This window comes from Serratia sp. CY33525 (assembly GCF_052169115.1).
Taxonomy (GTDB): domain Bacteria; phylum Pseudomonadota; class Gammaproteobacteria; order Enterobacterales; family Enterobacteriaceae; genus Serratia; species Serratia sarumanii.
The window spans coordinates 819,518-845,396 of sequence record NZ_JBJNLK010000001.1; the positions used below are offsets into that span (position 1 = coordinate 819,518).

General features: G+C 63.4%; 25 protein-coding genes. 8 read left to right on the top strand and 17 right to left on the bottom strand.

All coding sequences use genetic code 11. From position 1 onward, the window contains the following. Positions 1–8: 8 nt before the first annotated feature. Complete coding sequence (locus ACJ8IM_RS03880; protein ID WP_033653747.1) at positions 9–1,526, top strand: tripartite tricarboxylate transporter permease; 1,518 nt, start codon at positions 9–11, stop codon at positions 1,524–1,526. A gap of 34 nt (positions 1,527–1,560) precedes the next feature. Here ACJ8IM_RS03880 and ACJ8IM_RS03885 read toward each other — a convergent pair whose 3' ends face one another. Further along, positions 1,561–2,190: a CatB-related O-acetyltransferase gene (locus ACJ8IM_RS03885; protein WP_033653746.1), complete on the bottom strand. Its 630-nt coding sequence runs from the start codon at positions 2,188–2,190 to the stop codon at positions 1,561–1,563. A gap of 156 nt (positions 2,191–2,346) precedes the next feature. Next, positions 2,347–3,342, bottom strand: coding sequence for a DMT family transporter (locus tag ACJ8IM_RS03890; RefSeq protein WP_033653745.1), 996 nt, complete (start codon positions 3,340–3,342; stop codon positions 2,347–2,349). Between the two features lie 172 nt (positions 3,343–3,514). On the opposite strand from ACJ8IM_RS03890, the gene pdxR (ACJ8IM_RS03895) reads away from it, so the two are divergent. Then, positions 3,515–4,981, top strand: coding sequence for a MocR-like pyridoxine biosynthesis transcription factor PdxR (gene pdxR, locus ACJ8IM_RS03895; protein ID WP_033653744.1), 1,467 nt, complete (start codon positions 3,515–3,517; stop codon positions 4,979–4,981). Here the strand turns inward: pdxR (ACJ8IM_RS03895) and ACJ8IM_RS03900 are convergent. Genes ACJ8IM_RS03900 through ACJ8IM_RS03915 form a run of 4 tightly spaced genes read right to left on the bottom strand, consistent with a single transcriptional unit; the run spans position 4,978 to position 8,632 of the window. Then, the gene (locus ACJ8IM_RS03900; RefSeq protein ID WP_033653743.1) at positions 4,978–5,478 is read right to left on the bottom strand and encodes a protein disulfide oxidoreductase; all 501 of its coding nucleotides are present in this window, start codon (positions 5,476–5,478) and stop codon (positions 4,978–4,980) included. The two genes, pdxR (ACJ8IM_RS03895) and ACJ8IM_RS03900, sit on opposite strands and share 4 nt — an antisense overlap. Further along, complete coding sequence (locus ACJ8IM_RS03905; RefSeq protein ID WP_033648072.1) at positions 5,471–6,187, bottom strand: DsbA family protein; 717 nt, start codon at positions 6,185–6,187, stop codon at positions 5,471–5,473. The genes ACJ8IM_RS03900 and ACJ8IM_RS03905 overlap by 8 nt, the downstream gene beginning before the upstream one ends. Then, complete coding sequence (locus ACJ8IM_RS03910) at positions 6,184–8,220, bottom strand: protein-disulfide reductase DsbD family protein (protein WP_033653742.1); 2,037 nt, start codon at positions 8,218–8,220, stop codon at positions 6,184–6,186. Before ACJ8IM_RS03910 ends, ACJ8IM_RS03905 begins: the two co-directional genes overlap by 4 nt. A 49-nt stretch (positions 8,221–8,269) precedes the next feature. Then, complete coding sequence (locus ACJ8IM_RS03915; RefSeq protein ID WP_033635372.1) at positions 8,270–8,632, bottom strand: hypothetical protein; 363 nt, start codon at positions 8,630–8,632, stop codon at positions 8,270–8,272. A gap of 205 nt (positions 8,633–8,837) precedes the next feature. On the opposite strand from ACJ8IM_RS03915, the gene flk reads away from it, so the two are divergent. Beyond that, entirely contained in the window at positions 8,838–9,866 is a 1,029-nt protein-coding gene (flk, locus tag ACJ8IM_RS03920; protein ID WP_033653741.1) for a flagella biosynthesis regulator Flk, read from the top strand. A gap of 4 nt (positions 9,867–9,870) precedes the next feature. Here flk and ACJ8IM_RS03925 read toward each other — a convergent pair whose 3' ends face one another. Next, a complete protein-coding gene (locus ACJ8IM_RS03925) occupies positions 9,871–10,326 on the bottom strand; it encodes a rhodanese-like domain-containing protein (protein ID WP_033635375.1) in 456 nt (151 codons plus the stop codon). A gap of 93 nt (positions 10,327–10,419) precedes the next feature. On the opposite strand from ACJ8IM_RS03925, the gene pdxR (ACJ8IM_RS03930) reads away from it, so the two are divergent. Beyond that, entirely contained in the window at positions 10,420–11,853 is a 1,434-nt protein-coding gene (gene pdxR, locus ACJ8IM_RS03930) for a MocR-like pyridoxine biosynthesis transcription factor PdxR (protein WP_033653740.1), read from the top strand. A gap of 26 nt (positions 11,854–11,879) precedes the next feature. Here the strand turns inward: pdxR (ACJ8IM_RS03930) and ACJ8IM_RS03935 are convergent, their stop codons facing one another. After that, positions 11,880–12,776: an endonuclease/exonuclease/phosphatase family protein gene (locus tag ACJ8IM_RS03935; protein WP_033653739.1), complete on the bottom strand. Its 897-nt coding sequence runs from the start codon at positions 12,774–12,776 to the stop codon at positions 11,880–11,882. A gap of 217 nt (positions 12,777–12,993) precedes the next feature. On the opposite strand from ACJ8IM_RS03935, the gene pepT reads away from it, so the two are divergent. Next, positions 12,994–14,241 carry a peptidase T gene (gene pepT, locus ACJ8IM_RS03940; protein ID WP_033653738.1) on the top strand — a complete coding sequence of 416 codons (1,248 nt, stop codon included), beginning with the start codon at positions 12,994–12,996 and terminating at the stop codon, positions 14,239–14,241. Here the strand turns inward: pepT and ACJ8IM_RS03945 are convergent. Beyond that, on the bottom strand, positions 14,238–15,350 hold the full coding sequence (locus ACJ8IM_RS03945; RefSeq protein WP_033653737.1) for an SLC13 family permease: 1,113 nt from the start codon (positions 15,348–15,350) through the stop codon (positions 14,238–14,240). The two genes, pepT and ACJ8IM_RS03945, sit on opposite strands and share 4 nt — an antisense overlap. A 154-nt stretch (positions 15,351–15,504) precedes the next feature. On the opposite strand from ACJ8IM_RS03945, the gene apbE reads away from it, so the two are divergent. Continuing rightward, positions 15,505–16,536, top strand: a complete 1,032-nt coding sequence (gene apbE / locus ACJ8IM_RS03950) for an FAD:protein FMN transferase ApbE (protein WP_033653736.1) — start codon at positions 15,505–15,507, stop codon at positions 16,534–16,536. A gap of 62 nt (positions 16,537–16,598) precedes the next feature. On the opposite strand, the gene ACJ8IM_RS03955 is transcribed toward apbE, so the two are convergent. Continuing rightward, a complete protein-coding gene (locus ACJ8IM_RS03955) occupies positions 16,599–16,820 on the bottom strand; it encodes a hypothetical protein (protein WP_004936201.1) in 222 nt (73 codons plus the stop codon). Between the two features lie 212 nt (positions 16,821–17,032). Beyond that, positions 17,033–18,253, bottom strand: a complete 1,221-nt coding sequence (gene fabB, locus ACJ8IM_RS03960) for a beta-ketoacyl-ACP synthase I (RefSeq protein WP_016926857.1) — start codon at positions 18,251–18,253, stop codon at positions 17,033–17,035. 170 nt (positions 18,254–18,423) lie between these two features. Between fabB and mnmC the strand changes: the two genes are divergently transcribed. After that, positions 18,424–20,445: a bifunctional tRNA (5-methylaminomethyl-2-thiouridine)(34)-methyltransferase MnmD/FAD-dependent 5-carboxymethylaminomethyl-2-thiouridine(34) oxidoreductase MnmC gene (gene mnmC / locus ACJ8IM_RS03965; protein ID WP_033653822.1), complete on the top strand. Its 2,022-nt coding sequence runs from the start codon at positions 18,424–18,426 to the stop codon at positions 20,443–20,445. A gap of 41 nt (positions 20,446–20,486) precedes the next feature. Here mnmC and ACJ8IM_RS03970 read toward each other — a convergent pair whose 3' ends face one another. From ACJ8IM_RS03970 to prmB, 6 genes are all read right to left on the bottom strand, one after another. Next, the gene (locus ACJ8IM_RS03970) at positions 20,487–20,768 is read right to left on the bottom strand and encodes a YfcL family protein (RefSeq protein WP_033653735.1); all 282 of its coding nucleotides are present in this window, start codon (positions 20,766–20,768) and stop codon (positions 20,487–20,489) included. Positions 20,769–20,800: 32 nt separating this feature from the next. Next, a complete protein-coding gene (locus ACJ8IM_RS03975; protein WP_033653734.1) occupies positions 20,801–21,358 on the bottom strand; it encodes an elongation factor P hydroxylase in 558 nt (185 codons plus the stop codon). Between the two features lie 80 nt (positions 21,359–21,438). Continuing rightward, positions 21,439–22,245 carry a sulfite exporter TauE/SafE family protein gene (locus tag ACJ8IM_RS03980; protein WP_033653733.1) on the bottom strand — a complete coding sequence of 269 codons (807 nt, stop codon included), beginning with the start codon at positions 22,243–22,245 and terminating at the stop codon, positions 21,439–21,441. 3 nt (positions 22,246–22,248) lie between these two features. After that, a complete protein-coding gene (mepA, locus tag ACJ8IM_RS03985; RefSeq protein WP_033653732.1) occupies positions 22,249–23,076 on the bottom strand; it encodes a penicillin-insensitive murein endopeptidase in 828 nt (275 codons plus the stop codon). Between the two features lie 5 nt (positions 23,077–23,081). Further along, positions 23,082–24,167, bottom strand: a complete 1,086-nt coding sequence (aroC, locus tag ACJ8IM_RS03990) for a chorismate synthase (RefSeq protein ID WP_033653730.1) — start codon at positions 24,165–24,167, stop codon at positions 23,082–23,084. A gap of 65 nt (positions 24,168–24,232) precedes the next feature. Further along, a complete protein-coding gene (gene prmB, locus ACJ8IM_RS03995) occupies positions 24,233–25,165 on the bottom strand; it encodes a 50S ribosomal protein L3 N(5)-glutamine methyltransferase (protein WP_028127753.1) in 933 nt (310 codons plus the stop codon). 170 nt (positions 25,166–25,335) lie between these two features. Here prmB and smrB point away from each other — a divergent pair, with 170 nt between their 5' ends. Next, complete coding sequence (gene smrB / locus ACJ8IM_RS04000; RefSeq protein ID WP_033635388.1) at positions 25,336–25,866, top strand: endonuclease SmrB; 531 nt, start codon at positions 25,336–25,338, stop codon at positions 25,864–25,866. Positions 25,867–25,879: the final 13 nt, after the last annotated feature.

Below are 25,879 nucleotides of genomic sequence, written 5' to 3' on the forward strand. Positions count from 1 at the left end.
GAGCGATGATGGATACCTGGATGTATTTGACCCAAGGGTTCGAAGTGGCGCTGGTGCCGCAGAACCTGATTATCGCCCTGATCGGCTGCTTCGTCGGCACCATCGTCGGCCTGCTGCCGGGCCTCGGGCCGATCAACGGCGTGGCGATCCTGCTGCCGCTGGCGTTTGCCCTCAAGCTGCCGGCCGAATCGGCGCTGATCCTGCTGGCGACGGTGTATATCGGCTGCGAATACGGCGGGCGCATCTCGTCGATTCTGCTCAACGTGCCGGGCGACGCGGCGGCGATCATGACCGCGCTGGACGGCTACCCGATGGCGCAGCAGGGGCGCGCCGGCGTGGCGCTGTCCATCTCGGCGGTCAGCTCGTTCGTTGGCTCGATGATCGCCATCGGCGGCATCATCCTGTTCGCGCCGCTGCTGGCCCGCTGGTCGCTGGCCTTCGGCCCGGCGGAGTATTTCGCCCTGATGGTGTTCGCCATCGCCTGCCTCGGCAGCATGATGAGCCAGAACCCGCTGAAATCGCTGCTGGCGGCGCTGATCGGCCTGGGGCTGGCGACGGTGGGCGTCGACGCCAATACCGGCGTTTACCGCTTTACCTTCGACAGCGTGCACCTCTCTGACGGCGTGCAGTTTATCGTGGTGGTGATCGGCCTGTTCTCGGTCAGCGAAATCCTGCTGATGCTGGAAAGCACCAGCGCCGGACAAAAGCTGGTGCGTAAAACCGGCCGGTTGCTGTTCAACCGCAAAGAGGCGGCGCAGTGCGCAGGCCCTACCCTGCGCTCGTCGGTGATCGGCTTCTTCGTCGGCATTCTGCCGGGCGCCGGCGCCACTATCGCCAGCGCGCTGACCTACATGACCGAGAAGAAAATCAGCGGCAACAGAGACACCTTCGGCAAGGGCGACATCCGCGGCGTAGCGGCGCCGGAAGCGGCCAACAACGCCTCTGCCTGCGGTTCGTTCATTCCGATGCTGACGCTGGGGGTGCCGGGTTCCGGCACCACGGCGGTGATGATGGGTGCGCTGACGCTGTACAACATCACCCCCGGCCCGGCGATGTTCACCGAACAGCCGGATATCGTCTGGGGGCTGATCGCGGCGCTGCTGATCGCCAACGTCATCCTGCTGATCATGAACCTGCCGCTGGTCGGCCTGTTCACCCGCATGCTGACCATCCCGCTGTGGTTCCTGGTGCCGGCGATCGCCGCGGTTTCGGCGGTGGGGGTTTATGCGGTGCACAGCACCACCTTCGACCTGCTGCTGATGGTCGGGTTGGGCGTGTTCGGCTACATCCTGCGGAAAATGCACTTCCCGATGTCGCCGCTGATTCTGGGCTTCGTGCTGGGTGAGATGCTGGAGCAGAATCTGCGTCGCGCGCTGTCGATCAGCAACGGCGAGTTCGGCATCCTGTGGAGCAGCAGCATCGCGCAAACGCTGCTGGTGCTGGCGGTCGCGGTACTGGCGCTGCCGCCGCTGCTGCGCCTGATGCGCAAACGCCGCCAATCGGCGATCGAGGCCAAGGCCGAGTAACGCGAAACGGGCGGGGAATCCCCGCCCGTTGCGTTTAACGGCGCAAGGCCGCAATTCCCCTTTCCAACGCATCGATATCGCCATCGGCGAGCAGGGGCTGAATCACCGTAAAGTCCGCCTCGGACAAGTCATAGAGGCGCAAGGCAAGCAACCGCGCGATGACTTCCGGCGCGAACCGCCAACGGATAAACCTCGCCGGATTACCGCCGACGATGGCATAAGGCTCAACATCGCCGGCCACCACGCTGCCGGCGGCGACGATCGCCCCCTCACCTATCGAGATTCCCGGCATCAGCATCGCCCGCATGCCGATCCAGCAACCGTCGCCCAGCCGGGTATCGCCTTTGGGGCGGTACGCCTGCTTGATGGTTGCCATAAACGGATACAGGCTCAGCCAGTCGATGCGATGGGTATGGTTGCCGCCCATCAGGATCACCGCTTCGGCCGCGATGCACACGTAATCGCCGATCAGCAGGCGGTCTATGTCGCCCAGCGGCTGCCATTGCCGGCTGACCGCGTCGCCGTGCAGATAGCGCACTACCGAGCGTTCGAAGCCGTTATCCCAACAGTCGCTGTAGTAGCTGTGGGTGCCTTTGACGATAATGTTCGGGTTGGTCACCGTCTGATGCAGCAGCTCGGTGTTGGACCAGTGTTTTTCGGACATGGCGTATTCTCTGGTTACGGGAATAAAAGCCACGGAACGGAATGTCTGTGGCCGTGTTGTCGTTCACTCAACACGGCCATTCAAGCGATAAGCGCTCGTTTCAATCTCGGGTTATTCATCATTACGGCCTCTCTTGCGAGGCGTAATGGTAGCCGATCACGCCTCGGCGGTCTTGCTTTTCAACAGCAGCACCCCGCCCATCACCAGCGCACTGCCCAGCAGCTGCAGCTGATTCATGCTCTCCCCCAGCAGGAAATAGGCGATCACCGCGGTGAACACCAGCTCCAGCGACAGGATCAGGTTGGCCACCGCCAGCGGCAGCGTTTTCAGGCTGATATTGTACAGCCCGAAGCCCAGCAGCGTCGGCCCGGCGGCCAGCGCCAGCAGCAACAGCCAGCCGCTCCATTGAATGCCCTGCGCGCCGTGCGACAGGAACCACAGAGAGCCGGCCATGCCGTGGAACGCCGCCAGAGGAAACGCCGTCAACGCCGTGTTGAACACCAGCTGGTACAGCGCCGAAAAACCAAACACGTACAGGATGGTGTTCCACACCGGATAGCCGCGTTCGCTGGCCACCCGCCCGCCGAGGGTATACAGGGTATAGCCGATGCCCGACAGCATCCCCACCAGCATCCCCAGCAGATCGAAGTGGCTGTTCCCCATACTGTCGCCGTTGCTGACCAGGAAGCAGCCGCCCAGGCTGATGGCGATCACCAGCAATTGGCGCAGCGTCAGGCGTTCGCTGTACATCACCCAGCCGAGGAACACGGTAAAACCCACCGAACAGTAGGTCAGAATGGTCGCCACCGATGCGCCGTTCAGCGCCACCGACAGCGTCCACAGGCTGTTGAACAGCGCCAGCAGCAGCCCGTAAAGCGCGTAGAATGCCACCTGTTTACGGCGCAGGCGCGCCCACTGCGGTTTCACCAGCAACAGCAGCGGCAACAGCACCAGCGCCACCAGCGCCGCGCGCCAGAACGCCAGCACGAAGGTCGGCAGGTGATAGTACTCGGTCAGCGCGCGGATGATGATGGCGGTAAAGGCCAGCAGCATGGCGCTGATAATGGCGATGACGTAACCCTGGCTGCTGCCCTGAAAGAGGCGCGCGCCGGGCAGCGCCGGCCGGGCGGAAACGCCTGACGGTAATGACATGAGATCCTCGGAAAAATGGCGACATAAATGCTCAGGCGCACAGTGTAACGCGGCCATTTTTTCTCACTATAGCCACTTTGCGGCGTTGTCATGCAGGCCACTTTTCTGCGCTTGAAGCCCTGTTGACATGGGGTATAGTAAAAACCTCTCTCCATAACCGGGCCAATTTCCCATGCACATCCCTTTGGATCGTGAGCAGGACGTTCCGCTCTATTTACAGATCGAAGAAGCGCTGCGGCGCGCCATCCTCACCGGCGTATTCGTCGATGGCGACAAACTGCCCTCGACGCGCACGCTGGCGGCCGAACTGGCGGTCAGCCGTTTGACGGTGGATAACGCCTACGCCGAACTGGCGGCCAAGGGCTTTTTGCATCAGCGGCGCGGCAGCGGCGCCTATGTCACGCACCCGCAGGCGCAAACGCGCCCGGCCCGGCCGAGCAGCGATGCCCCTTTCCCGCTGGAGAGCTTCACCACCCTCACCTCGCGGCTGGACGGCTACGCCGACGCCCCGCTGCCGGAGGGGCTGATCAACTTCGCCGCCGGCGTCGGCAGCCCTAAGGTGTTTCCGCTGGAGGCGTTTCGCAAAGTGCTGCTGTCGGTGCTCAGCCGCCACGCGGAAGAGGCCTTCAGCTACGGCGAATACTGCGGCTACTACCCGCTGCGCGATACGCTGAGCCGCATTCTCAGCGCACAGGGCATCCCCACGCAGGCGGAACAGGTGCTGATCACCAACGGCTCGCAGCACGCCATCAGCCTGGTGGTGCAAAGCCTGCTGGCGCCGGGCGATACGGCGATCGTCGAAGAGCCGACCTACGCCGAAGCGCTGGGCCTGCTGCGCCAGCACCGCGTCAATATCGTCACCGTACCGGGCGACCGACACGGCATGCGGGTGGATTTGCTGCCGGAATTGTTAGAACGCCACCGCCCCAAACTGATCTACACCATCCCCAATTTCCACAACCCGACCGGCCGCTGCCTGAGCGAGGCGCGTCGGCGACGCCTGCTGGCGATCGCTCAACAGGCCGGCGTGGTGATCCTGGAAGACGACTTCGTCGGCGATCTGCGCTATCAGGGCAAACAGCTGCCGTCGCTGCGCGCGCTGGCGCAGCCGGGCGCGGTGATCTACGTCAGCACCTTCTCCAAAATGCTGCTGCCCAGCATGCGCATCGGCTATCTGGTGGCGGACAGCGAACACTATCAGCGTTTCGCAAGGCTGAAGCACGTCGACAGCTTCACCAGTTCCAGCCTGATCCAGCGGGCGCTGGACGCTTTCGTCACCGTCGGCCGTTACGACAAGCAGCTGCGGCGCGCCGGGCGCGTCTACCGCCGCCATCTGGAGGTGATGATTGACGCCTTGCAGCGGCGGCTGCCGCCGGGGTGCCGCTTTGAAACGCCGCAGGGAGGCTTGTTTATCTGGCTGACGCTGCCGGCGTCGGTGACCACCGCCGAGCTGATGCCGGTCGCCTGGCGATACGGCGTGACCTTCGCGCGCGGCGAATGCTTTTATGCGCAGGAACATTTGGGCGCGCACGGCCTGCGGCTGAATTTCGCCGCCAACTCGCCGCCGCAGATTGAAGAAGGTATCGCCCGGCTATGCCGGGCGATTGAGGAGGTGATAACGGAGAAAAACGCCGGTTAGACGGAGGCCCACCACAGCCGCAGCTTCATCCCCCAGTAGCTGGTCCAGCCGGTGGTGGTCTGCACCACCTTGCCCTGCGAGACCACCACGAAGGTCGGCGTCACGCCAATCTGCCACTGCGCCGAGAGCGTACCGGCCGGATCGTTGACCACCGGCAGCGCCAGCCGTTTGCGCGCCAGCCATTGTTTCACCTGGGCATCGTCGCCCGAGCGCAGCGCGACGGTCAGCACGTTGCCGCCCGCCGCCTGCAAACGGGCGACGTCCGGCGTGGTGAAACGGCAGACGCCGCACCAGCTGGCCCAGAAGTAAACCAGCAGCGGCCGCTCATGGCTGAGCTGCGCCAACGACACACTCTCGCCATCCAGCGTGGTCAGGGTCTGGGCATCGAAGGCCGGCGGCGCCTGCGGCGCGTTCAGCCAATCCATCACCGTCACCACCGCCAGCGCGATCAGCGCCAACAACAGCAACTCGCGCCCCCAGCGCTTGAGCTTAGCCATTGTTGGCCTTCGCCAACTGCTGTTTCACCATCGCTTCCAGCTCTTCATAGGATACCGCCCCCGGCAGCATCCGATCGCCGATCAGCGTCGCCGGCGTCCCCTGCACGCCCAGTTGCTCCGCCAATTCCATGTTGGTGCGCAGCGTGGTCATGCTCTGTTCGCTGGGCGCCACCGCCTTGACGCCGGTTTTCTCTTGCGCGGCGGCGATGCTGGCGTTGTCGTGGAAGCCCTTTTTCGCCATTAGCCGCTGGTGCAGGGCCCAGAATTGATCCGGGTGCTGTTGCCAGGTGGTGAGCGCCACGCGCGCCGAACTGACCGAGCTTTCGCCCTTGAACGGCAGCAGTTTCACCACCAGCGCCACGTCCGGGTATTGCTTGACGATCTTCTCCAGCATCGGATCGAAACGCTTGCAGTACGGGCAGTTATAGTCGGTAAAGGTCACCAGCGTCAGTTTGGGGTTGGCGGCGCCGAGGCGCGGGCTGGCCGGATCCTGATACAGCGTTTTGGCGTTCTGCTTGATAGCCTGGCTGATCTGCTGGCCGGCGGTTTGCTGCTGCCAGGCGTCCACCGCCTGCGCCAGAATGTCCGGGTTAGACACCAACGTTTCGCGGATCATCTCTTTGATACGCGCCTCTTGTGCCGGAGTGAAAGGCTCGGCGGCCCACACCGGGGCGGCGATGATCATCAGTAAAATCAGTAGCTTTTTCATTGTTCGGTTCCTTTGGCATGGGAAAGGGATTGCAGCACGGCGTCACGGGTCAACAGCGGGGATAACACCTCGCCCTCCGGGCTGCCGGGGCCATAGATTTGGTTGAAAGGCACGGCGACGCTGCCGCGCTTTTGCAGGAAGGCGCTGATGTCGGCCGACGGGCGGCTCCAGTCGCCGCGCAGCGCGACCACGTCGTCGGCGCTCAGCGCGCGCTGCACGTCATCGCGCAACAGCACATTGAATTTGTTGGCTTTACAGGTCACACACCAGTCGGCGGTCACGTCGACGAACACCCGCTTATGCTGGGCCAGCGCTTCGGTAATCGCCTGTTCGCTCAGCGGTTGCCACTGCACCCGATCCTGCAACGGCTGGCGCCACAGGCCGGCGGTCAGCGATCCGGCCAGCAAGGCCACGCCCGCCAGCACCAACGTGCCCGCCGCCAGCTTGGCCGCCAACCGTGCGCCCTGTTGACGCCACACCGCCAGCAGCAACGCCAGCAGCGCCAACGCCCCCAGCCACAGCGTGGCCTGCACGCCGATATGGTTGCTCAGCAGGCTCAGCAGCCACAGCGACGACGCCAGCATCAGCAGCCCCATCGCCAGCTTGACGGTATTCATCCAGCGGCCGGGGCGCGGCAAGCGCAGCGCCAGCGAGGGCCAGGCGGCGATCAGCAGCCACGGCAGGCTCATGCCGATGCCGAGCGCGATGAACATGCCCCACAGCACCGGCAGCGACGCCGCCAGCGCGAAGGCCACCGCCGTGCCGAGAAACGGCGCCGAGCACGGCGTCGCCAACAGCGTGGCGAACGCGCCCTGCCAGAAATGGCCGCTCAGCCCCTGCCCGTTATGGGTGGCCAGCGACGTGTTTAGATCGGACGAGAGGCGCAGGTGGAACAGGCCAAACAGGTTGGCGCTGAACAGCAGCGTCACCAGCACCATAAAACCGATAAACCACGGATTCTGGAACTGAATGCCCCAGCCGAGCGCATGGTTGCCGAGCCGCAGCAGCGTCATCAACAGGGCCAGCGCCATAAACGAGGCGACGATACCCAGCGACGACGCCAGGAACTGCAAACGCACGCTGCGCCGATCGCGATGCTCCACCTGCAGGATGGAGCCGAGCTTGATGCCCAGCACCGGCAGCACGCACGGCATCAGGTTGAGGATCAACCCGCCCGCCAGCGCCATCAATACCGCCTGCCACAGCGGGAACGCCGCACCGACGGGCGCGGCCAACGGATCGCCAATCGGCAGCGTAATCTGCTGCGCCATGCCGCCGTCGTCGATCACCAGCGTCAGCGTTTTGCCGCGCAGATCCGGCGCCGCATCGCCCCAACCGTCGCTGACCGGCACCCGCGCCAACAGCTGAGCGCCGTCGGTCTCGACTTGAGGTTTACCGAGATCGGCATCCGCCAGCGTATCGAAGAACAGCGCGGGCTGCTGCCAGCCGGCGGCGCGTTCGGCGGCAATCTGCAGCTCGCCGTTGCGGTAACCGGCCTTGACGCTCTCCGCCACCCCGGCGGCGATCGGCACCTGCCCCATCGCCTGCGCGAAGTCGTGGTTAAACTGCGGATCGTTCGGCGTCGTCAGATCCAGACTGAACGGGTAGTCGGTCAGAATGCAGACGTTGCTGCAGGTGGACAGCGTCAGGGTGCCCGCCAGCGGGCCGGATACCGGGCCTGACATCACGATCGGCAGCGTGACCCGATCGTGATAGCCCTGGGTGGAAATGCCGGCCACTTCGAAACGCTGCGGCGTCGGCCAGTGCCAGGTCGCCGGCGGCGGGTTGCCCTGCCAGACGATAGCCGGCGCGATGCCGCCTTCGCCAGGGGAACGCCAGTAGGTTTTCCAGCCCTTTTGCAGCTCGACCGACAGCAGCAGGCGGGTCTCCCCCGGCTGTGACGTGTCGGCGCGCAGCCGCACCTTGGCATGATCGTTGGCCGGATTTTGCAGCCAGCCGCTGTCCGCCGCCTGCAAGGCAGGTAGCCACAGCATAAACAGGCAAGCGCAGGCCAGCCTGATAATTTTCAACATGTTAATTCTCCATAAATGATTAAATCACCGCGAAAAACGGGCGATTAACTCATTCACGGAAGACGCATAATCGAAGGTGCACCCTGAGGGTGGGGGGTGAAATGGCGCGGGGAGGAGGAATGCGCAGGCGCGCGGCGATGGTCGGCGCCAACAGCGCCAGCAGCAGACCCAGCCCGAACAGCACGGTTTCGAACATCACCGGCGGCGCGGCCAGCAATGACTTGGCGCTCAGCTCACAGGGCGTCGGCTGCGCTTCGGCGGCGGTATCACCGGACTGAACGGCAGTGGCCGCCGGGATCCCCAGCGTTTGCTGCAGCGCATGCAGGCCCGCCATGCGCTGGGTCATGCACGTCAGCACCACCAGGCAAGCCAGGCATAAAAACCATTTTGCAATCCGCTGCCGTTTAACCATGCCATCCTCACGTTCGGGTCTGGGGCTATCTTAGCGGCGCGGGCGCGATTAGCAACGTTTTGTCGGTAAAGAAATGTCTGAGCGGCGGTATTGATGGCGGCGATTTACAGGTATCATAGTGGGTAAGCCTGCGCTTTTCGCCGGGTACGATGATGATTCTCTCCTCCAGGCATTCTGCGGGGATACACAGCGAAGGACTGGTGATATGCAACCTTTGAGTGGGCCGGGCACCCCAATCGCCGGCGAACGCCCTCCCTCCCCGGACAAAACGGCGGCCACTGACGATCAACCCCTCTCTCCGGCGCAGCGCACGACGCTGGAAAAGCTGATCGTGAAAATCATGACGCTCAGCCCGGCAAAGCCGGCGGAGATCTGGGCGACTCTGCGTCACGATCTCGGCGCCGATAACGGCGGTGAACTGCTGGCGCGTCATTTTCAACCGGCGGAACAGCTGCTGCAAACGCGCCTGACGCAGGCGCAGCAAAACCATGCCGGGCGCCAGCTGTTGCAACAGCTGGCCGAATTGCTGCCGCAGGGCAACAATCGCCAGGCGGTCAGCGACTTTATTCGCCAGCAGTTCGGCCACACGGTACTGAGCCAGCTGAGCCCACCACAGCTGCAGCAGGTGCTGAATCTGTTGCAGACCGGCGGCCTGGCCATTCCCCAGCCGCAGCAAACCGCCACCAGCGATCGCCCGCTGCTGCCCGCAGAGCATCAAAGCCTGCAGCAGCAGGTCACCAAACTTAGCGCGGCCACCGGTGAAGCGCCGGCTAAAATCTGGCAAACGCTGTTTGATCTGGCGGGCGTGAAAACCAACGATCCGCTGCCGGCGCGCCACTTCCAGCTGTTAAACCAATTCTTGCAAGTAAAGGTGGCCCTCAGCCCGCAGAGCGCGCCGACGCTGAACAATCTGCTGGCGGCGCTCAAGCAGCCGGCGGACGAGCAAGAGCTGCAGCAGATGAACGACTATTGCCAGACGCGCTTCAACTGCGGCGCCAATGCGCCTCTGACGCATCCGCAAATGAGCGACGCCATTCATCAGCTGTTTGCCCGCCGCCTGGAGAAGGCCGGCCAGGCGCAGCCGATCGTCAGCCAGCCCGTCGAGCCGCAGCCGCTGCTCAACCCGCTGATCGCCGCCCTGCCGCTGCCGCTGCAAAAAGCGCTCAGCAAGCCTGCCGCGGCGCTGATCCTGCTGCTGGTGGCGCTGGCGATCGTACTGGCGCTGGTGTTTTAACACCTCAGGCGCAGCCGCAGTCCTCAGCCGCCGCCCGATCGCGCAGCGATCCCGGCTGTTCGCCGATGGCCAACGGATGGCCGTCGCGCAGCCAGAAATCCAGCCCGCCGATCAGCTCCTTCACCCTGAATCCCAGCTTCGCCAGCTTATAGGCGCCTTTGGTGGAACCGTTGCAGCCGATGCCGTCGCAGTAGGTCACATACACCTTTTGGCGATCCAGCTGCGCCGTGCCGGCTTCATCCATCAGGCGATGCGGCAAGCTGATCGCCCCGGGGATATGCCCGGCGGCGTACAGCGCCTCTGCGCGGGTGTCGATCACCACTATCCCGTCCACGCCGTTGCGCAGATCTTCCGCCACGTCCCAGGCATCCGCATAACGGCTCAGCTTGGCCGCCAGGTAAGCCAGGCTCTCTTCCGGCGCCGCCGGTGGAAAAGCCAGCACCAATGATTCTTTCGACATACCACTCACTCCCGTGCATCAAGACAGATGACAATAGTGCCTCATTTTGGTCTTATGATTGATACCAATTTCCCATAAACCATAAGGCCAATTATGCGGCACTCGCTGGTCACGCTGTTTCAGCAATCGCCCCACACCGCCGGCACGCTGCGCGATCGCCTGTGCGGCGCACTGCGGCAGGCCATCCATCAAGAGGCATTGAACGTTGGGCAACGCCTGCCTTCCAGCCGGGTGCTGGCCAGCGATCTGGGCCTCTCGCGAGTGACCGTCGAAGCGGCCTACGGTCAGTTGGAGACGGAGGGATATCTGCAGCGCCGCGTCGGCCAGGGCACCTTTGTGGCGATTACCATCGCCAAATCGCCGCCGCCGGCAGCCGGCTCCGGCATGCCGCGCCTTTCGCAGCGCGGCCAACAGATCGTGCAAACCGGCGGCTGCCGCGATCCGCAGCAGCCACAGGCGTTCGCCGCCGGTTCACCGGACCTGCGCGCGTTTCCGCTGGCCTTGTGGAAGCAGCTGACCGCACAGCGCCTGCGGCTACAGGGAGAAAGCCTGCTGCGCTACGGCGACCCGCAGGGCTATTTACCGCTGCGTGAGGCGATTGCCGCCCACGTCAACCAAACGCGCGGCGTGGTCTGCGATGCGCGGCAGATCATCGTGCTGACCAGTTCGCAGCAGGCGCTGCAGCTGATCGCCACGTTGCTGCTGGACAGCGGCGACAGCGTCTGGATGGAAGAGCCGGGTTACACCGGGGCAAGAAACGCCTTTATCAGCGCCGGCGCCGCCCTGACGCCGGTCGCGGTGGACGGCGACGGCCTGCGTGCTGAATCCTCCTTGCCGGACCCACGTTTGATTTATCTGACCCCCTCGCACCAATACCCTACCGGCGCCGCGCTCAGCCTGGCGCGCCGATTGGCGTTGCTGGCGCTGGCAGAGCGGCAACAGGCCTGGATCATCGAGGACGATTACGACAGCGAGTTTCATTACGACGGCCTGCCGATACCGGCGATGCAGGGCCTGGATCGCCGTGGCCGGGTGCTGTACCTCGGCACCTTCTCCAAGTCGCTGTTCCCTTCACTGCGGTTGGCGTATCTGATCGCCCCGCCCGCGCTGGTTGAAGCGTTCGTCACCGCGCGTACGGTGTATGACGGCCACAGCGCGCAGCTGATGCAGGCGGTCACCGCCGAATTCATCCACCAGGGGCACTTCGCCGCGCATATCCGCTACATGCGCCAGCTCTACCGCAGCCGGCGCGATGTGTTGCTGGCGGAAGTACGCGAAAAACTCGGCCACTTCGCCACGCCCGCTCCCGCCACCGGCGGCCTGCAGCTCAGCGTCTGGCTGCCGCCCGGCCAGGAGGCGGCGCTCAGCCGACAGGCGCGGCGGCTCGGCATCCTCACGCCCGGGCTGAAGGCGCAATACCAGACGGCGCAGGCGCAGCGCGACGGCTGGCTGCTGGGCTTTTCGGCCCTGACGCCGGGCGAGATCCGCACCGCCGTCGAGCGGCTGGCACGGATCGCCGTGGCTTAGCGCGGCCCCAATGGAATGCCCCCCGTTTATTGCTCGGTCAGGCGCATCTCCGCCACCAGCGGCAGGTGGTCGCTCACCGCCGGCCAATGCACGCCGTTCCAGTCGCCGCTGGCGTTCGGCACCGTCAGGCTGTCCAGATGCCAGCGCTGCGCGTTACCGGTGAAGATGTAATCCACCTTGATCTCGGCGTTTTCCGCCGGCCAACTGCGGCCGTCCTGCCCGTCAGGCATGATGTCGTTCCAATAGCGGCTCAGCTCCAGCCAGGTCACGCTGCCCGGCACATCGTTCATATCGCCGAACAGCAGCTTGATACCGCGTACTTCGATGGCGCGATCGTTCAGCTCCCGCACCTGATCCAGGCGCATCGTCGGATCTTCCTTGGTATCGAGGTGGGCGTTGAACAGCGTGATCGGCGCCGGGAACTCCGGCACGTCAACCTTGGCGCTGAAGGCGATGCGCTGTTCGCGCTGGCCGGACGGCAGCGGATAGATCACGGCATCGTGCAGCGGATACTTCGAGAGAAACGCCAGGCCATATTCGCCGCCGTCGTGATCGATCGCCCGGCCAAACACCGCCTGCATGCCGGTCAGCTTCGCCAGCTCCGCCGCCTGATCGACCCGGCCGCTGCGGGCGGTGAGTTTATCCACCTCTTGCAGCGCCACCACGTCGACGTTCATCGCGCGAATTGCCTTGGCGATGGCGGTCATGTCGCTGACCTTGCCGGCGGCGATATTGAAGCTGGCGACGCGGATCTTCGGCGCCTGCTCCAGTTCATAGGTTTTATTTTTCAGGCCACCCAACGCGCTGGCCACTTCGCGGCTGTTGGCGTTGCTGTTGGCATGGCCGGCATCGGCAGAGGCCCAGGCGCTGTGAGAGATGCCCAGGGACAGTAAGGTGATAAGCAGAGCGTGACCGGTGTGCATGAATTCTCCTTGAGGGACAGATAAGTGTTATGTAGGCGCTTCCCGGCCCACAGCTAACACCGATTTTGCCGCAGAAACCTGCGACTATTTCCTAGTTGCACCGCTATTTTTCGTTTCTGCGCGATGCTTCGCATTCTGGCGGTTTACGCATTGCACCGTTGGACAAACGGCTGATTTCGTTTTAAAACCGGTAGATTGCCAACCGCGAGGAGTTCCGATGACCAGCCCGATTGCCGAACAGCTTACCGAACGTTTCTTCCGCTACCTGGCGGTCACCAGCCAGAGCAACGCCGCCGCAACCGCCCTGCCCAGCACGCCGGGGCAGCATGAAATGGCGCAGCTGCTGGCGGAAGAGCTGCGTCGGCTCGGCCTGGCCGACGTGCAGATAGACGAGCACGCCACCGTCACCGCCCGCAAGCCCGGCACCCAGCCCGGCGCGCCGCGCATCGGCTTCATCACCCATATCGACACCGTGGACGTCGGCCTGTCGCCCGAAATTCGCCCGCAGCGCCTGCGCTTCACCGGCGAAGATGTATGCCTGAACGCCGAGCAAGACATCTGGCTGCGGGTCGCCGAACACCCGGAGATCCTGCCCTACCGCAACGAAGAGATCCTGTTCAGCGACGGCACCAGCGTGCTGGGTGCCGACAACAAGGCGGCGGTCACCGTGGTGATGACGCTGCTGGCCAACCTGGCCGCCGCCGATCGCCACGGCGATATCGTGGTGGCGTTCGTGCCGGATGAAGAGATCGGCCTGCGCGGCGCCAAGGCGCTGGATCTGCAGCGTTTCCCCGTCGATTTCGCCTACACCATCGACTGCTGCGAACTGGGTGAAGTGGTTTACGAGAATTTCAACGCGGCGGCGGCGGAAATCCGCATCGAGGGGGTGACCGCGCACCCGATGTCGGCGAAAAACGTGTTAATCAACCCGATACGCATCGCCAACGACATCATCAACCGCTTCGACGTGCAGGATACCCCGGAACACACCGACGGGCGCGAGGGCTATTTCTGGTTCACCGATCTGGCCGCCAATGCCAATCAGGCGACGCTGAAGGTGTCGATTCGCGACTTCGATAGCGCGGCGTTCGAGGCGCGCAAAGCCCGCCTTGAGGAGACGGTTCGTCAGGTGGCGGCCGGCTATCCGCGCGCCAACGTCAGCTGCAGCATCAGCGACATCTACAGCAACATCAGCAACGCCATCGGCGAAGATCGGCGCGCCATCGATCTGATCTTCGGCGCCCTTGCCGCCCACGGCATCCCGCCGAAGGTGATCCCGATGCGCGGCGGCACCGACGGCGCGGCGCTCTCGAGCCGCGGCATCCTGACGCCCAATTACTTCACCGGCGCGCATAACTTCCACTCGCGCTTCGAGTTTTTACCCGTCAGCGCCTTCGTGAAATCCTACCAGGTGACCCGCAGCATTTGCCTGCTGGCCGCCCGGCAGAGCGGTAATCAGAGTTAGCTCAATAGCCAGCCGACCAGCGCGGCCCACGCCAGCAGCGGCAGCGAGTAATAGTGGAAGCGCAACCAGATCTTGCGCTCCCCCGCCATGCGCAGCGCAATCAGGTTGGCGAGCGATCCGATCGCCAACCCGAAGCCGCCGGCATTGACCGCATAGGCCAGTTGCGTGCTGGAGGGCGCATAGTTGAGCAGCAAAATGGTGGCCGGCACGTTGCTGACGATCTGCGACAGCCCAATGCCCAACGCATACACCCCACCGTCGCTCAGCCCGGCGATGGCGGCAAACGCCGGCTGAAGCGGCGGCAGGCGGGTAAACAGGCCAACATCGATAAACATGGCGGCGAACACGAAAATCAGGCTCCAGTCGATCTGCAACAGCACCCGGCGCGCCAGCAACAAAAAGCCGGCGAACACCGCCAGCAGCCCATACAGCGGCAGGCCGATATCGAGGCACAGCAGGAAGATCGCATACAGCCCCACGCAGCTCAGCAACAGCGGCCGTTGATAGGGGTAGCCCTCGGTATTCGGTGTTTTCACGATGTCGCGCGCCGGGAAGCTGAACCAGGTCAACGCCAGCAGGCTCAGCATCATCGCGGCGCCAAACGGCGCCATCTGGCCGATGAAGCCGAGGAAAGAAAGGCCGGAGCGGCTCCACAGCAGGATATTTTGCGGGTTGCCGATCGGCGTCAGCAGCGAACCGGCGTTCACCGCCAGCGCCTGAAAGATGATCAAACGGCCAACCGGCAGCGCCGACAGCTTTTTCAGCGTGATGGTGAGCGGAATGACGATAAACAGCGCCACGTCGTTGGTCAGAAACGACGACAGCAGCGCGGCGGAAAACACCAGGAACAGTGCCAGCCGCCGTTCGCTGTGCAACCGGTTGATAATCTTGCGGCCAACGAAGTCGAAGTAGCCGCTGACCTCGACGCCTTTGGTCAGCAGCATCAGCCCCAGCAGAGTAATGAGGGTGCGGCCGTCGATGAACCCGCCCAGCGCCGCCAGCGGCTGCGGATCAAAGGCGAACATCGCTGCGCCGGCCAGCAACAGCACGTGCAGGAAACGGTCTTTGACAAAGGGGTGGATAAGCCGGGAAATGGCGGTTGAACTCATGGTGGCAGCTTGAAACCTCAGCGAAAAGCATGAGCGAGACGTTAGCTCAGGCGCGGCATCTACGCCAGCAAAATGCTATTTTACCTTTATCCGCTTTCCATTTGCCGCGCTTTACTTTATTTGTAGCGGCTTTCTCGTTTTCAAAGGACATGTTATGGCTTCCCTGTTCGCCAAAGGGGCGTTGCTCAGCGCCTTATGCGCCCTGCTCGCCGCCTGCGACGATGCCACCTCCCGCCCGCAAATCGATATCGACGGCAAGACCATGGGCACTTTCTACAGCGTTAAAGTCAGCGGTGACGTCGCGATCGGCAAGCAAGAACTGCAGCGGCAGATCGACGCGGTGCTCGAACGGGCCAACGACGATATCTCCACCTACCGCGCCGGATCGGTGCTGTCGCGGTTTAACCGCAGCGCCGGCCTCGAACCGCAGCCGATCCCGCGCGGCATGGCAGACATCGTGCTGATGGCCCAGCGCATCGGCCGCGATACCGGCGGCGCCATGGACATCACCGTCGGCCCACTGGTGAACCTGTGGGGGTTCGGCCCCGACAAGCACCCGGTCAAAGTGCCGGAACAGGCGCAGATCGACGCGGCGAAGCAGCTCACCGGCCTGCAGCACCTGAAGCTGATCAGCGACAATCGCGGGGAGTGGCTGCAAAAAGATCTGCCGGATATGTATGTCGATCTCTCGACGCTGGGCGAAGGCTACGGCGCCGATGAACTGGTGCGCCTGATGAACCGCAACGGCATTACCAACTACCTGGTATCGGTCGGCGGCGCGGTCTCTTCACGCGGCGTCAACGGCCAGGGCAAACCCTGGCGGGTGGCAATCCAAAAGCCGACCGACCGTGAAAATGCGGTGCAGGCGCTGGTGGATCTGCACGGTTACGGCATCAGCACCGCCGGCAGCTACCGCAACTACTTCGAACAAAACGGCCAGCGCTACTCCCATGTCATCGATCCGACCACCGGCAGGCCGATCAACCACCGCCTGGTTTCCGCCACGGTGATCGCCCCCACCGCGCTCGAGGCCGACGGCTGGGATACCGGCCTGATGGTGCTGGGCACGGAGAAGGCGTTGAAACTTGCCGAAGAGAAAGGGCTGGCGGTCTACCTGATCAGCAAAACCGACGACGGTTTCAGCGCCGTGATGACGCCGCAGTTCAAGGCGTTTTTGGTGCAGTGAAATAAAAAAGCCCGGCGCGCGATGGCCGGGCTGGTTGCATGCGCCCGCAGGCGCCGCGCCGATCACTTGGTCAGCGCGATGATGCCGAGAGTCAGGCCGGCAACCGCCGCCGCGCCGCCGGCGATCGCACCCGCGGTTTCCCAGTTATCCTGAGTGGTGCCCTTCATGCAGGTATTGGTGTGCACCAGGCGCCCCTGGTCATCGTAGACCGGCACGCAGGGAGAATCGGTGGCGCATCCGGCCAACACGGCCGACAGTAACCCAACCGCAATTAACTTTTTCATACTTCGTGCCTCAATGTTCGATCACTTTGGAAAACTACGCCGAGCGATAATCACGCTACCCGGCTATTGTATGCCCAACGCGTGTAATGGCGAGGTAATGATGTGTCAGGGGATGTGATTTGGGAAAACTCCGAACGCCCGGCCGGCGGGCTTCGGCCAGTAAAAAGCCCGCGAAAACGCGGGCTTGATAGCGAGGTGAGACTCAGGCGGGATTATTTCGCCAGTTTGCGCATCACCAGGGTGGCGTTGGTGCCGCCGAAGCCGAAGCTGTTGGACATCACGGTGGTCAGCTCGCGCTGAGTCGGCTGAGTCACGATGTTCATGCCGGCCGCCTGCTCATCCAGGGTTTCGATGTTGATGCTCGGCGCGATAAAGCCGTGCTCCAGCATCAGCAGGCTGTAGATCGCTTCCTGCACGCCTGCGGCGCCCAGCGAGTGACCGGTCATCGCCTTGGTGGAGGAGATAGCCGGGGTATTGTCGCCGAACACTTCGCGAATCGCGCCCAGCTCTTTCACGTCGCCCACCGGCGTGGAGGTGCCGTGCACGTTGATGTAGTCGATCGGCGCATCCAGATCCTGCATCGCCATCTTCATGCAGCGCACCGCGCCTTCGCCCGATGGCGCTACCATGTCGGCGCCGTCAGACGTTGCGCCGTAGCCAACGATTTCCGCGTAGATGTGCGCACCGCGCGCCAGCGCGTGTTCCAGTTCTTCAACCACCACCATACCGCCGCCGCCGGCGATGACGAAACCGTCACGATCGGCGTCGTAAGTACGGGAGGCTTTTTCCGGCGTGTCGTTGTACTTGGTGGACAGCGCGCCCATCGCGTCGAACTCGCAGGCCATTTCCCAGCACAGCTCTTCGCCGCCGCCGGCGAACACGATGTCCTGTTTGCCCAGCTGGATTTGCTCAACCGCGTTACCGATGCAGTGTGCGGAGGTCGCGCAAGCGGAGCTGATGGAGTAGTTCACGCCGTGGATTTTGAACGGCGTCGCCAGGCAGGCGGATACGCCGGAAGCCATGGCTTTGGTGACCACGTACGGGCCAACCGCTTTCAGGCCGCGCGGGCTGCGCATCGCATCGGCGCCGAACACCTGGAAGCGCGGAGAACCGCCGCCGGAACCGGCGATCAGGCCCACGCGCGGGTTGTTTTGATACTCTTCTTCCTTCAGGCCGGAAGAAGCGATCGCTTCTTGCATCGCCAGGAAAGCATAGATGGAAGCATCGCTCATGAAACGCACCGCCTTGCGGTCGATCAGGCCGGTCGTGTCGAGCTTAACTTGCCCCCATACGTGACTACGCATGCCGGAATCTTTCAGTTCCTGGGAGAAAGTGATCCCAGAACGTCCTTCCTGCAGGCTCGCCAGGACCTCCTGCTGGTTATTACCAATGCTGGAGACAACTCCCAGGCCAGTAATCACTGCACGTTTCATTCAATACCTCTTCCACTATTTACCTACGGGATTTTGCATCGCACTTTAGCGTACAGATGTAAGCCGAACAAGTCCGATCAGCGTTTTTCAGCTTTATTGTTGTCCAGTTTGCGCCAGGGCGCCAGCGCCGTTAGAATTCGCGGCATCCCTTGAATTTCGAGCTATTGACCGTGAACCACGCCCCCATCCAAACCGCAACGCTAACCTGGAACGAACAGGGTACACCTGTTTCGAAACAGTTTGATGACGTCTATTTTTCCAATCAGGATGGGCTGGAAGAAACCCGCTATGTCTTTCTGCACGGCAACCGGCTGCCGCAGCGTTTCGCCACTCACCCGTGCCCGCTGCTGGTGGTGGCGGAAACCGGCTTCGGCACCGGGCTCAATTTCCTTACGCTGTGGCAGGCCTTCGCGGGCTTCCGCCAGGCCGAGCCGGACGCCGCGCTGCAACGCCTGCACTTTATCAGCTTCGAGAAATTCCCCCTGCAGCAGGCCGATCTGGCGGCGGCGCATGCGCGCTGGCCGGAGCTGGCTCCCTATGCCGATGAGCTGCGCGCCCAATGGCCGCTGCCGCTGCCGGGCTGCCATCGCCTGCTGTTGGCCGAAGGCCGCATTACGCTCGATCTGTGGTTCGGCGACGTTAACGAACTGCTGCCGCAGTTCGACGCCAGCATGAATAACCAGGTCGACGCCTGGTTCCTCGACGGCTTCGCACCGGCCAAAAATCCCGACATGTGGACCGAGCAACTGTTCGCCGCCATGGCGCGTTTCGCCCGGCCGGAAGGCAGCTTCGCCACCTTTACCGCCGCCGGCTTCGTGCGCCGCGGCTTGCAGCAGGCCGGTTTTCAGGTCAACCGTTGCAAAGGCTTCGGCCAAAAGCGTGAGATGCTCGCCGGTTGTCTGCCGGCCGATGCGCAGCCCACGCCCCACCCGGCGCCCTGGTATCGGCGTCCGGCGGCGGACAACACCGCCGACATCGCTCTGATCGGCGGCGGCGTCGCCAGCGCGCTCACCGCGTTGGCCCTATTGCGGCGCGGCGCCACCGTCACGCTGTACTGCGCCGACGAGCAGCCGGCCGAGGGCGCATCCGGCAATCGTCAGGGGGCGATTTACCCCCTGCTGAACGGCAGCGGCGACGCGCTGGAGAGTTTCTTCAGCGCCGCGTTTCCTTTCGCCCGCCGCCAATACGACGCCCTGTTGCAACAAGGCGTCGCCTTTGATCACCAGTGGTGCGGCGTCAGCCAGCTGGCCTACGACGAAAAGAGCGGCGCCAAGATCGCCAATATGCTGAAAACAGACTGGCCGCCAGCGCTGGCGGCGGCAGCCGACCGCGAGACGCTCAGCGAACTGTGCGGCGTCGATACCGGCTTTGGCGGCATCACCTACCCGCTAGGCGGCTGGCTCTGCCCGGCCGAGCTGACGCGCGGCGCTATCGCGCTGGCGCAGCGTCAGGGCCTGGTCTGCCAATACCGGCACGATGCACAGAGGCTGACGCAGGAAGAAAACGGCTGGCGCATCGATTTCGCCCACGGCGAAAGCCGCCGCCATGCGACGGTGATCCTGGCCAACGGCCACCGGTTGGCCGAGCTGGCGCCGACGCAAGCCCTGCCGCTGTATGCGGTGCGCGGGCAGGTGTCGCACATCCCAACCTCGCCGGCCCTCGGTCAACTGAAGCAGGTGTTGTGCTACGACGGCTACCTGACGCCGGTCAACGCCAACAACGGCCAGCACTGCATCGGCGCCAGCTACCAGCGCGGCGACACCGCCACCGACTACCGCGAGCAGGAGCAACAAGAGAACCGCGAGCGCCTGCTGCGCTGCCTGCCGGAGCAGGCCTGGCCGCAGCAGGTGGACGTCAGCGCTCATCAGGCGCGCTGCGGCGTGCGCAGCGCCACCCGCGATCATCTGCCGATGGTCGGCGCGCTGCCGGACTATCAGGCCACGGTGACGCAGTATCAGGATTTGCAGCGGCGAAACCAGCGCGGCGAAACCGTCGCCGATGCGCCGGTTTATCCCGGCCTGTTCGCTATCGGCGGGTTGGGATCGCGCGGGCTGTGCTCGGCGCCGCTGGCGGCGGAAATTCTGGCGGCACAGCTGTTCGGCGAACCGCTGCCGGGCGATGCGCGCCTGCTGGCGGCGTTGAATCCAAATCGGATGTGGGTGCGGAAGCTGCTGAAAGGACGTGCGGTTTAATTCATGAACGAGGGGCGCGGCGGCGCGCCCCGGCATGGCGGTCAGGCGGCAGGGGTAGCGGCCTGATAAAGGCTTTCCCACATGCCGCGCACCAGGATCTGATCCGGCGGCGAGAGTTCCCCGGCGGCGATCGCTTTGTGCAGGCTCTCTTCCACCCGCGCTTTCAGCGCTTCGGCAGTGTGCTCGCCCTGCTCTTCCGCTTCGGCCACCGCCAGCGTCAGATGACCGCGCAGGTAGCCACCGGCAAACAGTTCATCATCGCTGGCGTGCTCTACCATGTCATCAATCAGCGCCAAAATGCGCGCTTCGAATTCTGCGATCATCAAATTTCCTCATTAAATAACGGGCTGTGGCGTCAGTTGAGATCTTCCGGATACGGAAAATGCTCGGCCGCCAACGGTGGCGTATTGTAGAACGATTGCAACGCCTGAATAAAGCGCGCAGGCCGTGTGGGTATTCCCTGCTCCAGCAGCGCCAATACCCGGTCGCGCACCTTGCGCTGGAACGCGATGCGATCCGGCTCGCAGTCGCCGTTCAGGTTGTCGCAGCTGACGTTAAACGGGAAACCGGCCGCCACGCAGAACATCCACTCCAGCGCCTGCGGTTTGATCTCTACCGCTTCGAATTCACTCTGGGTTTGCGCGTCGCGCCCGTCCGGGCAATACCAGTAACCGAAGTCCACCAGCTGGCGGCGCGCTTCGCCGGCGATGCACCAGTGCGAGATTTCGTGCAGGCCGCTGGCGTAGAAGCCGTGGGCGAATACGATGCGGTGATACGGCAGTTCGTCGTCGGCCGGCAGGTAGATCGGCTCGTCGTCGCCCTTCACCAGGCGGGTGTTGTAGTCATCGCTGAAGCATTGATTGAAGATCTCGATCAGTTGCTCATAGTGATGGCGGGTCTGTGTGTCTGACATAAAAACTCTATAACCACAAAAATAAAGAGGCCATTATACTCGATAAGACAGGGCGCGTAAGCAGCACCCTCTCTCCATCTTTAACCGTGCACCAGGGCTCTCAACCACTGCTGAATTTCCGCGCCGTGATTGTCGTACAGCAGCTTGAGGCTCATCACCAGCGAGACGATCACGATCATCGGCCGAATCAGCTTCTGCCCGCGGGTCAGCACCATGTGGGCGCCCAAACGCGCCCCCAGCACCTGCCCCACCAGCATCACCAGACCGATGCTCCACACCACCTTGCCGCCGATGATGAACAGCGCCAACCCGCCGACGTTGGAGGTGAAGTTAAGCACCTTGGCGTGCGCCGTGGACTTGGCAAGGTTGAAACCGCACAGCGTCACATAGGCCAGCGCGTAAAACGATCCGGCGCCGGGGCCGAAGAAGCCGTCGTAAAACCCGACGCAGCCGCCGGCCACCAGCCCGAACGGCAAGGCGCCGAGACGGCGTTGACGATCTTCCTCACCCAGCCGCGGCATCAGCAGGAAGTAGAGGCCGATGCCGATCACCAGCAGCGGCAACATCTGCCGCAGCAAATCGGCGCGCATATGCTGCACCAGAATGGCGCCGGCGATCGAACCGATCAGCGTCAGAAAGATCGTCAGCTTCTGGTCGTTGAGGTTCACCGCCCGCCGACGAATAAAGTACAGGCTGGCGGAGAAGGAACCGCCGACCGACTGCAGTTTGTTGGTCGCCAACGCCTGGGCCGGGGGAACCCCCACCGCCAGCAGGGCCGGCACCGTCAGCAGCCCGCCGCCGCCGGCGATGGAGTCGATAAACCCCGCCAGCAGCGCTACCGCAAACAACACCCCGAGCATCTCGGGGCCGATGACAAACCAGTCCATGTGTTATTCCGCTGAGAAATGGTGATCCAGCAATGCCTGACAGGTCGGCGGTAACGGCGGCGGCACCGGTTTACCCGGTTTGGCGTTCGGTTGATGCGGCACGAACCAGCTCGCCAGTTCGGCGCCGCAGCCGTCGCCCGGCGGCGGCGTATCCTGCTCTTTACATTCAAGGCTGCTCGCCGGGCAACGCAGGCGCACGTGCATGTGCGCGCGGTGACCGAACCACGGCCGCACCTTGTGCAACCAGGCGCGATCGGCGCCGGCGTCCAGACACAGACGCTGTTTGATGGCCGGATTGACGAAGATGCGCGTCACGTCCGCATCCTGCGCCGCCAGCTTGATCAGCGACTCAATCTGCGGCTGCCATTGGCGCGCCACTACCTGCTTGCCGTCACTTGACACCAGATCGATAGGCTGCGGCTTCAGCAATTGCTGCGCGCTCCAGCGTTGGCGCGGCAGCTGCAGCCAGATGTCGACGTCGAGCCCCGACTGGTGGCTGGCGTGGCCGCTGCTGAAGCGCCCGCCGGCCGGCATCGCCATATCGCCGATCAGCACCGTGCCCAGCGCTTTCTGATTCGCCTGGCTGCTGAGGCGCTGAATGAACGCCAACAGATCCGGGTGGCCGAAATAACGGCGCTGGTCGGTACGCATCACCTGGTAGTTCGGTGAGTTCAGCGGCAACGGCTGGGCGCCGATGACGCAGCCGTTGGCGAAACCGCCCACCGCCTGCGGCGCGCCGGCCACCGGATGATCGATTTTCTGCCACGGCGTCAGCGCCATGGCGGAGGCGGAGGCCGTCAGGGCCACCAGGCCCAACATCCAGTTTTTCATGGCGATTACCAGCGCGGCACGTCGGAAACCACATCACCGTTTTGCGCACGCTGGCGCAGCAGGTGATCCATCAGCACGATCGCCATCATCGCTTCGGCGATCGGCACGGCTCGGATACCCACGCACGGATCGTGGCGGCCGCGGGTGACCATTTCCACCGCTTCGCCCTGGCGATTGATGGTGCGGCCCGGCACCATGATGCTGGAGGTCGGCTTCAGCGCCAGATGCGCGATCACCGGTTGGCCGCTGCTGATGCCGCCGAGAATGCCGCCGGCATGGTTGCTCTGGAAACCTTCCGGGGTGATTTCATCGCGGTTTTCGCTGCCGCGCTTGGTCACCACGGCAAACCCGTCGCCGATCTCCACGCCTTTCACCGCGTTGATGCTCATCAGCGCGTGCGCCAGATCGGCGTCGAGGCGGTCAAACACCGGCTCGCCCAGGCCAACCGGCACATTTTCAGCAATCACGCTGACCTTGGCGCCGATGGAGTCGCCCTCTTTTTTCAGCGCGCGCATCAGTTCGTCCAGCGCTTCCAGCTTGTCCGGATCCGGGCAGAAGAACGGATTCTGCTCAACCTGATTCCAATCTTTCAGCTCGCAGGTCACGTCACCGATCTGCGCCAGATAGCCGCGCACCTGCACGCCGAACTTCTGCTGCAGGTATTTCTTGGCGATAGCGCCCGCCGCAACGCGCATGGCGGTTTCACGCGCCGAAGAGCGGCCGCCGCCGCGGTAATCGCGCAGGCCGTATTTCTGTTCGTAGGTGTAGTCGGCATGCCCCGGGCGGAACACGTCTTTGATGGCGCTGTAGTCTTGCGAACGCTGATCGGTGTTCTCAATGATCAAGCCGATGCTGGTGCCGGTGGTCACGCCTTCGAATACGCCGGAGAGAATGCGCACCTGATCCGGTTCGCGACGCTGGGTGGTGTAACGCGAGGTGCCCGGACGACGGCGATCCAGATCGTGTTGCAAATCGGCTTCGGTGAGCGGGATGCCGGGCGGCACGCCGTCGACAATACAACCCAGCGCCACCCCGTGAGATTCACCGAAGGTGGTGACGCGGAAAATCTGCCCAATACTGTTTCCTGCCATCACGGCTCCTTACCGTTAGTCTTTTATCGTTATGAGGCCCGCCGTGCGGGCCTTGAAAATGCGGCTTAGCTGCGATAGAGGCTGAAGTGTTCCTTGCAATCCACCAGTTGCTGCTTGGTCAGCATGAACACGCCGTCACCGCCGTTTTCGAACTCCAGCCAGGTGAACGGAATATCCGGATATTGTTCCATCAGGTGTACCATGCTGTTGCCCACTTCACAAATCAGCACGCCGTCGTCGGTCAGGTAGTCCGGCGCGCAGGCCAGGATGCGGCGCACCAGCTTCAGGCCGTCGCTGCCCGCCGCCAGGCCCAGCTCCGGCTCAAAGCGGAACTCCTGCGGCAGATCGGACATGTCTTCCGCATCGACGTACGGCGGGTTGGTGACGATCAGATCGTACTGGATCGCGGGAACATCGCGGAACAGATCGGAACGGATCGGGATCACCTGGTGTTCGACGCCGTGCGCCTGAATGTTGCGCTCGGTCACCGCCAGCACCTCGCTGGAGATGTCCACCGCGTCCACTTCCGCTTCCGGGAAAGCGTAGCCGCAGGCGATGGCGATACAGCCGCTGCCGGTGCACATGTCGAGGATATGGCGTGGCGGGTGCGGGATCAGCGCGCTGAAGCGATCGTTGATCAGCTCGCCGATCGGCGAACGCGGCACCAGCACGCGCTCGTCGACGTAGAATTCCATGCCGCAGAACCAGGCCTTGTTGGTCAGGTAGGCGACCGGGATGCGCTCGTTGACGCGGCGGATCACACGCTCAACGATGCGATGGCGCTCGCTGGAGGTCAGACGGGCGGTGTGCATGTCCTCCGGAATGTCCAACGGCAGGAACAGGCTTGGCAGCACCAATTGCACCGCTTCGTCCCACGGATTATCGGTTCCGTGACCATAATAGATATTGGCGGCGTTGAAGCGGCTTACCGTCCAGCGCAGCATATCTTGAATGGTGTGCAGTTCGTTCACTGCTTCGTCGACGAAAATTTTGTCCAATTTGCCCTCCGGCAGGCGCTGTGTTTCATGATTTAGCCGCATAGTTTGCCATGAAGCCCGCGACAAATCACGCTTGCCCCTCGCGCTTTTCACTCTGGCCCGAGTTTTGCGTCGACAGCGCTCATTCACAAGGTAAACTAGCGAAATAAACGATTTCCGGTGAATGAAGCATGAAGAACAAGCCCCCTCTGAGCCAAGACGAACAACAGCTCTTCAGAGAGTCGGTGGCGGGCGCGAAAAAGCTGCGCCAGGACACCATCGTCCACCGCCCGCCGAAACCCAAGGTCAAACAGATTGCCCCGCAGCGGCTGCTGCAGGAGCAGGTCGATGCCAGCTATTATTTTTCAGATGAATACCAGCCGCAGCTGGAAGAAGAAGGCCCGACGCGCTACGTGCGCCCCGGCAGCAGCCCGTATGAGCTGAAGAAGCTGCGACGCGGCGATTACTCGCCGGAGCTGTTTCTCGATTTGCACGGCCTGACCCAGCTGCAGGCCAAGCAGGAACTGGGGGCGCTGATCGCCGCCTGCAAACGCGAACACGTGCACTGCGCCTGCGTGATGCACGGGCACGGCAAGCACATTCTCAAACAGCAAACGCCGCTGTGGCTGGCGCAGCATCCCGACGTGCTGGCGTTTCATCAGGCGCCGAAGGAATGGGGCGGCAACGCCGCCATCCTGCTGTTGGTGGAGCTGGCCGAGTAGCCCCCGCCGCAGA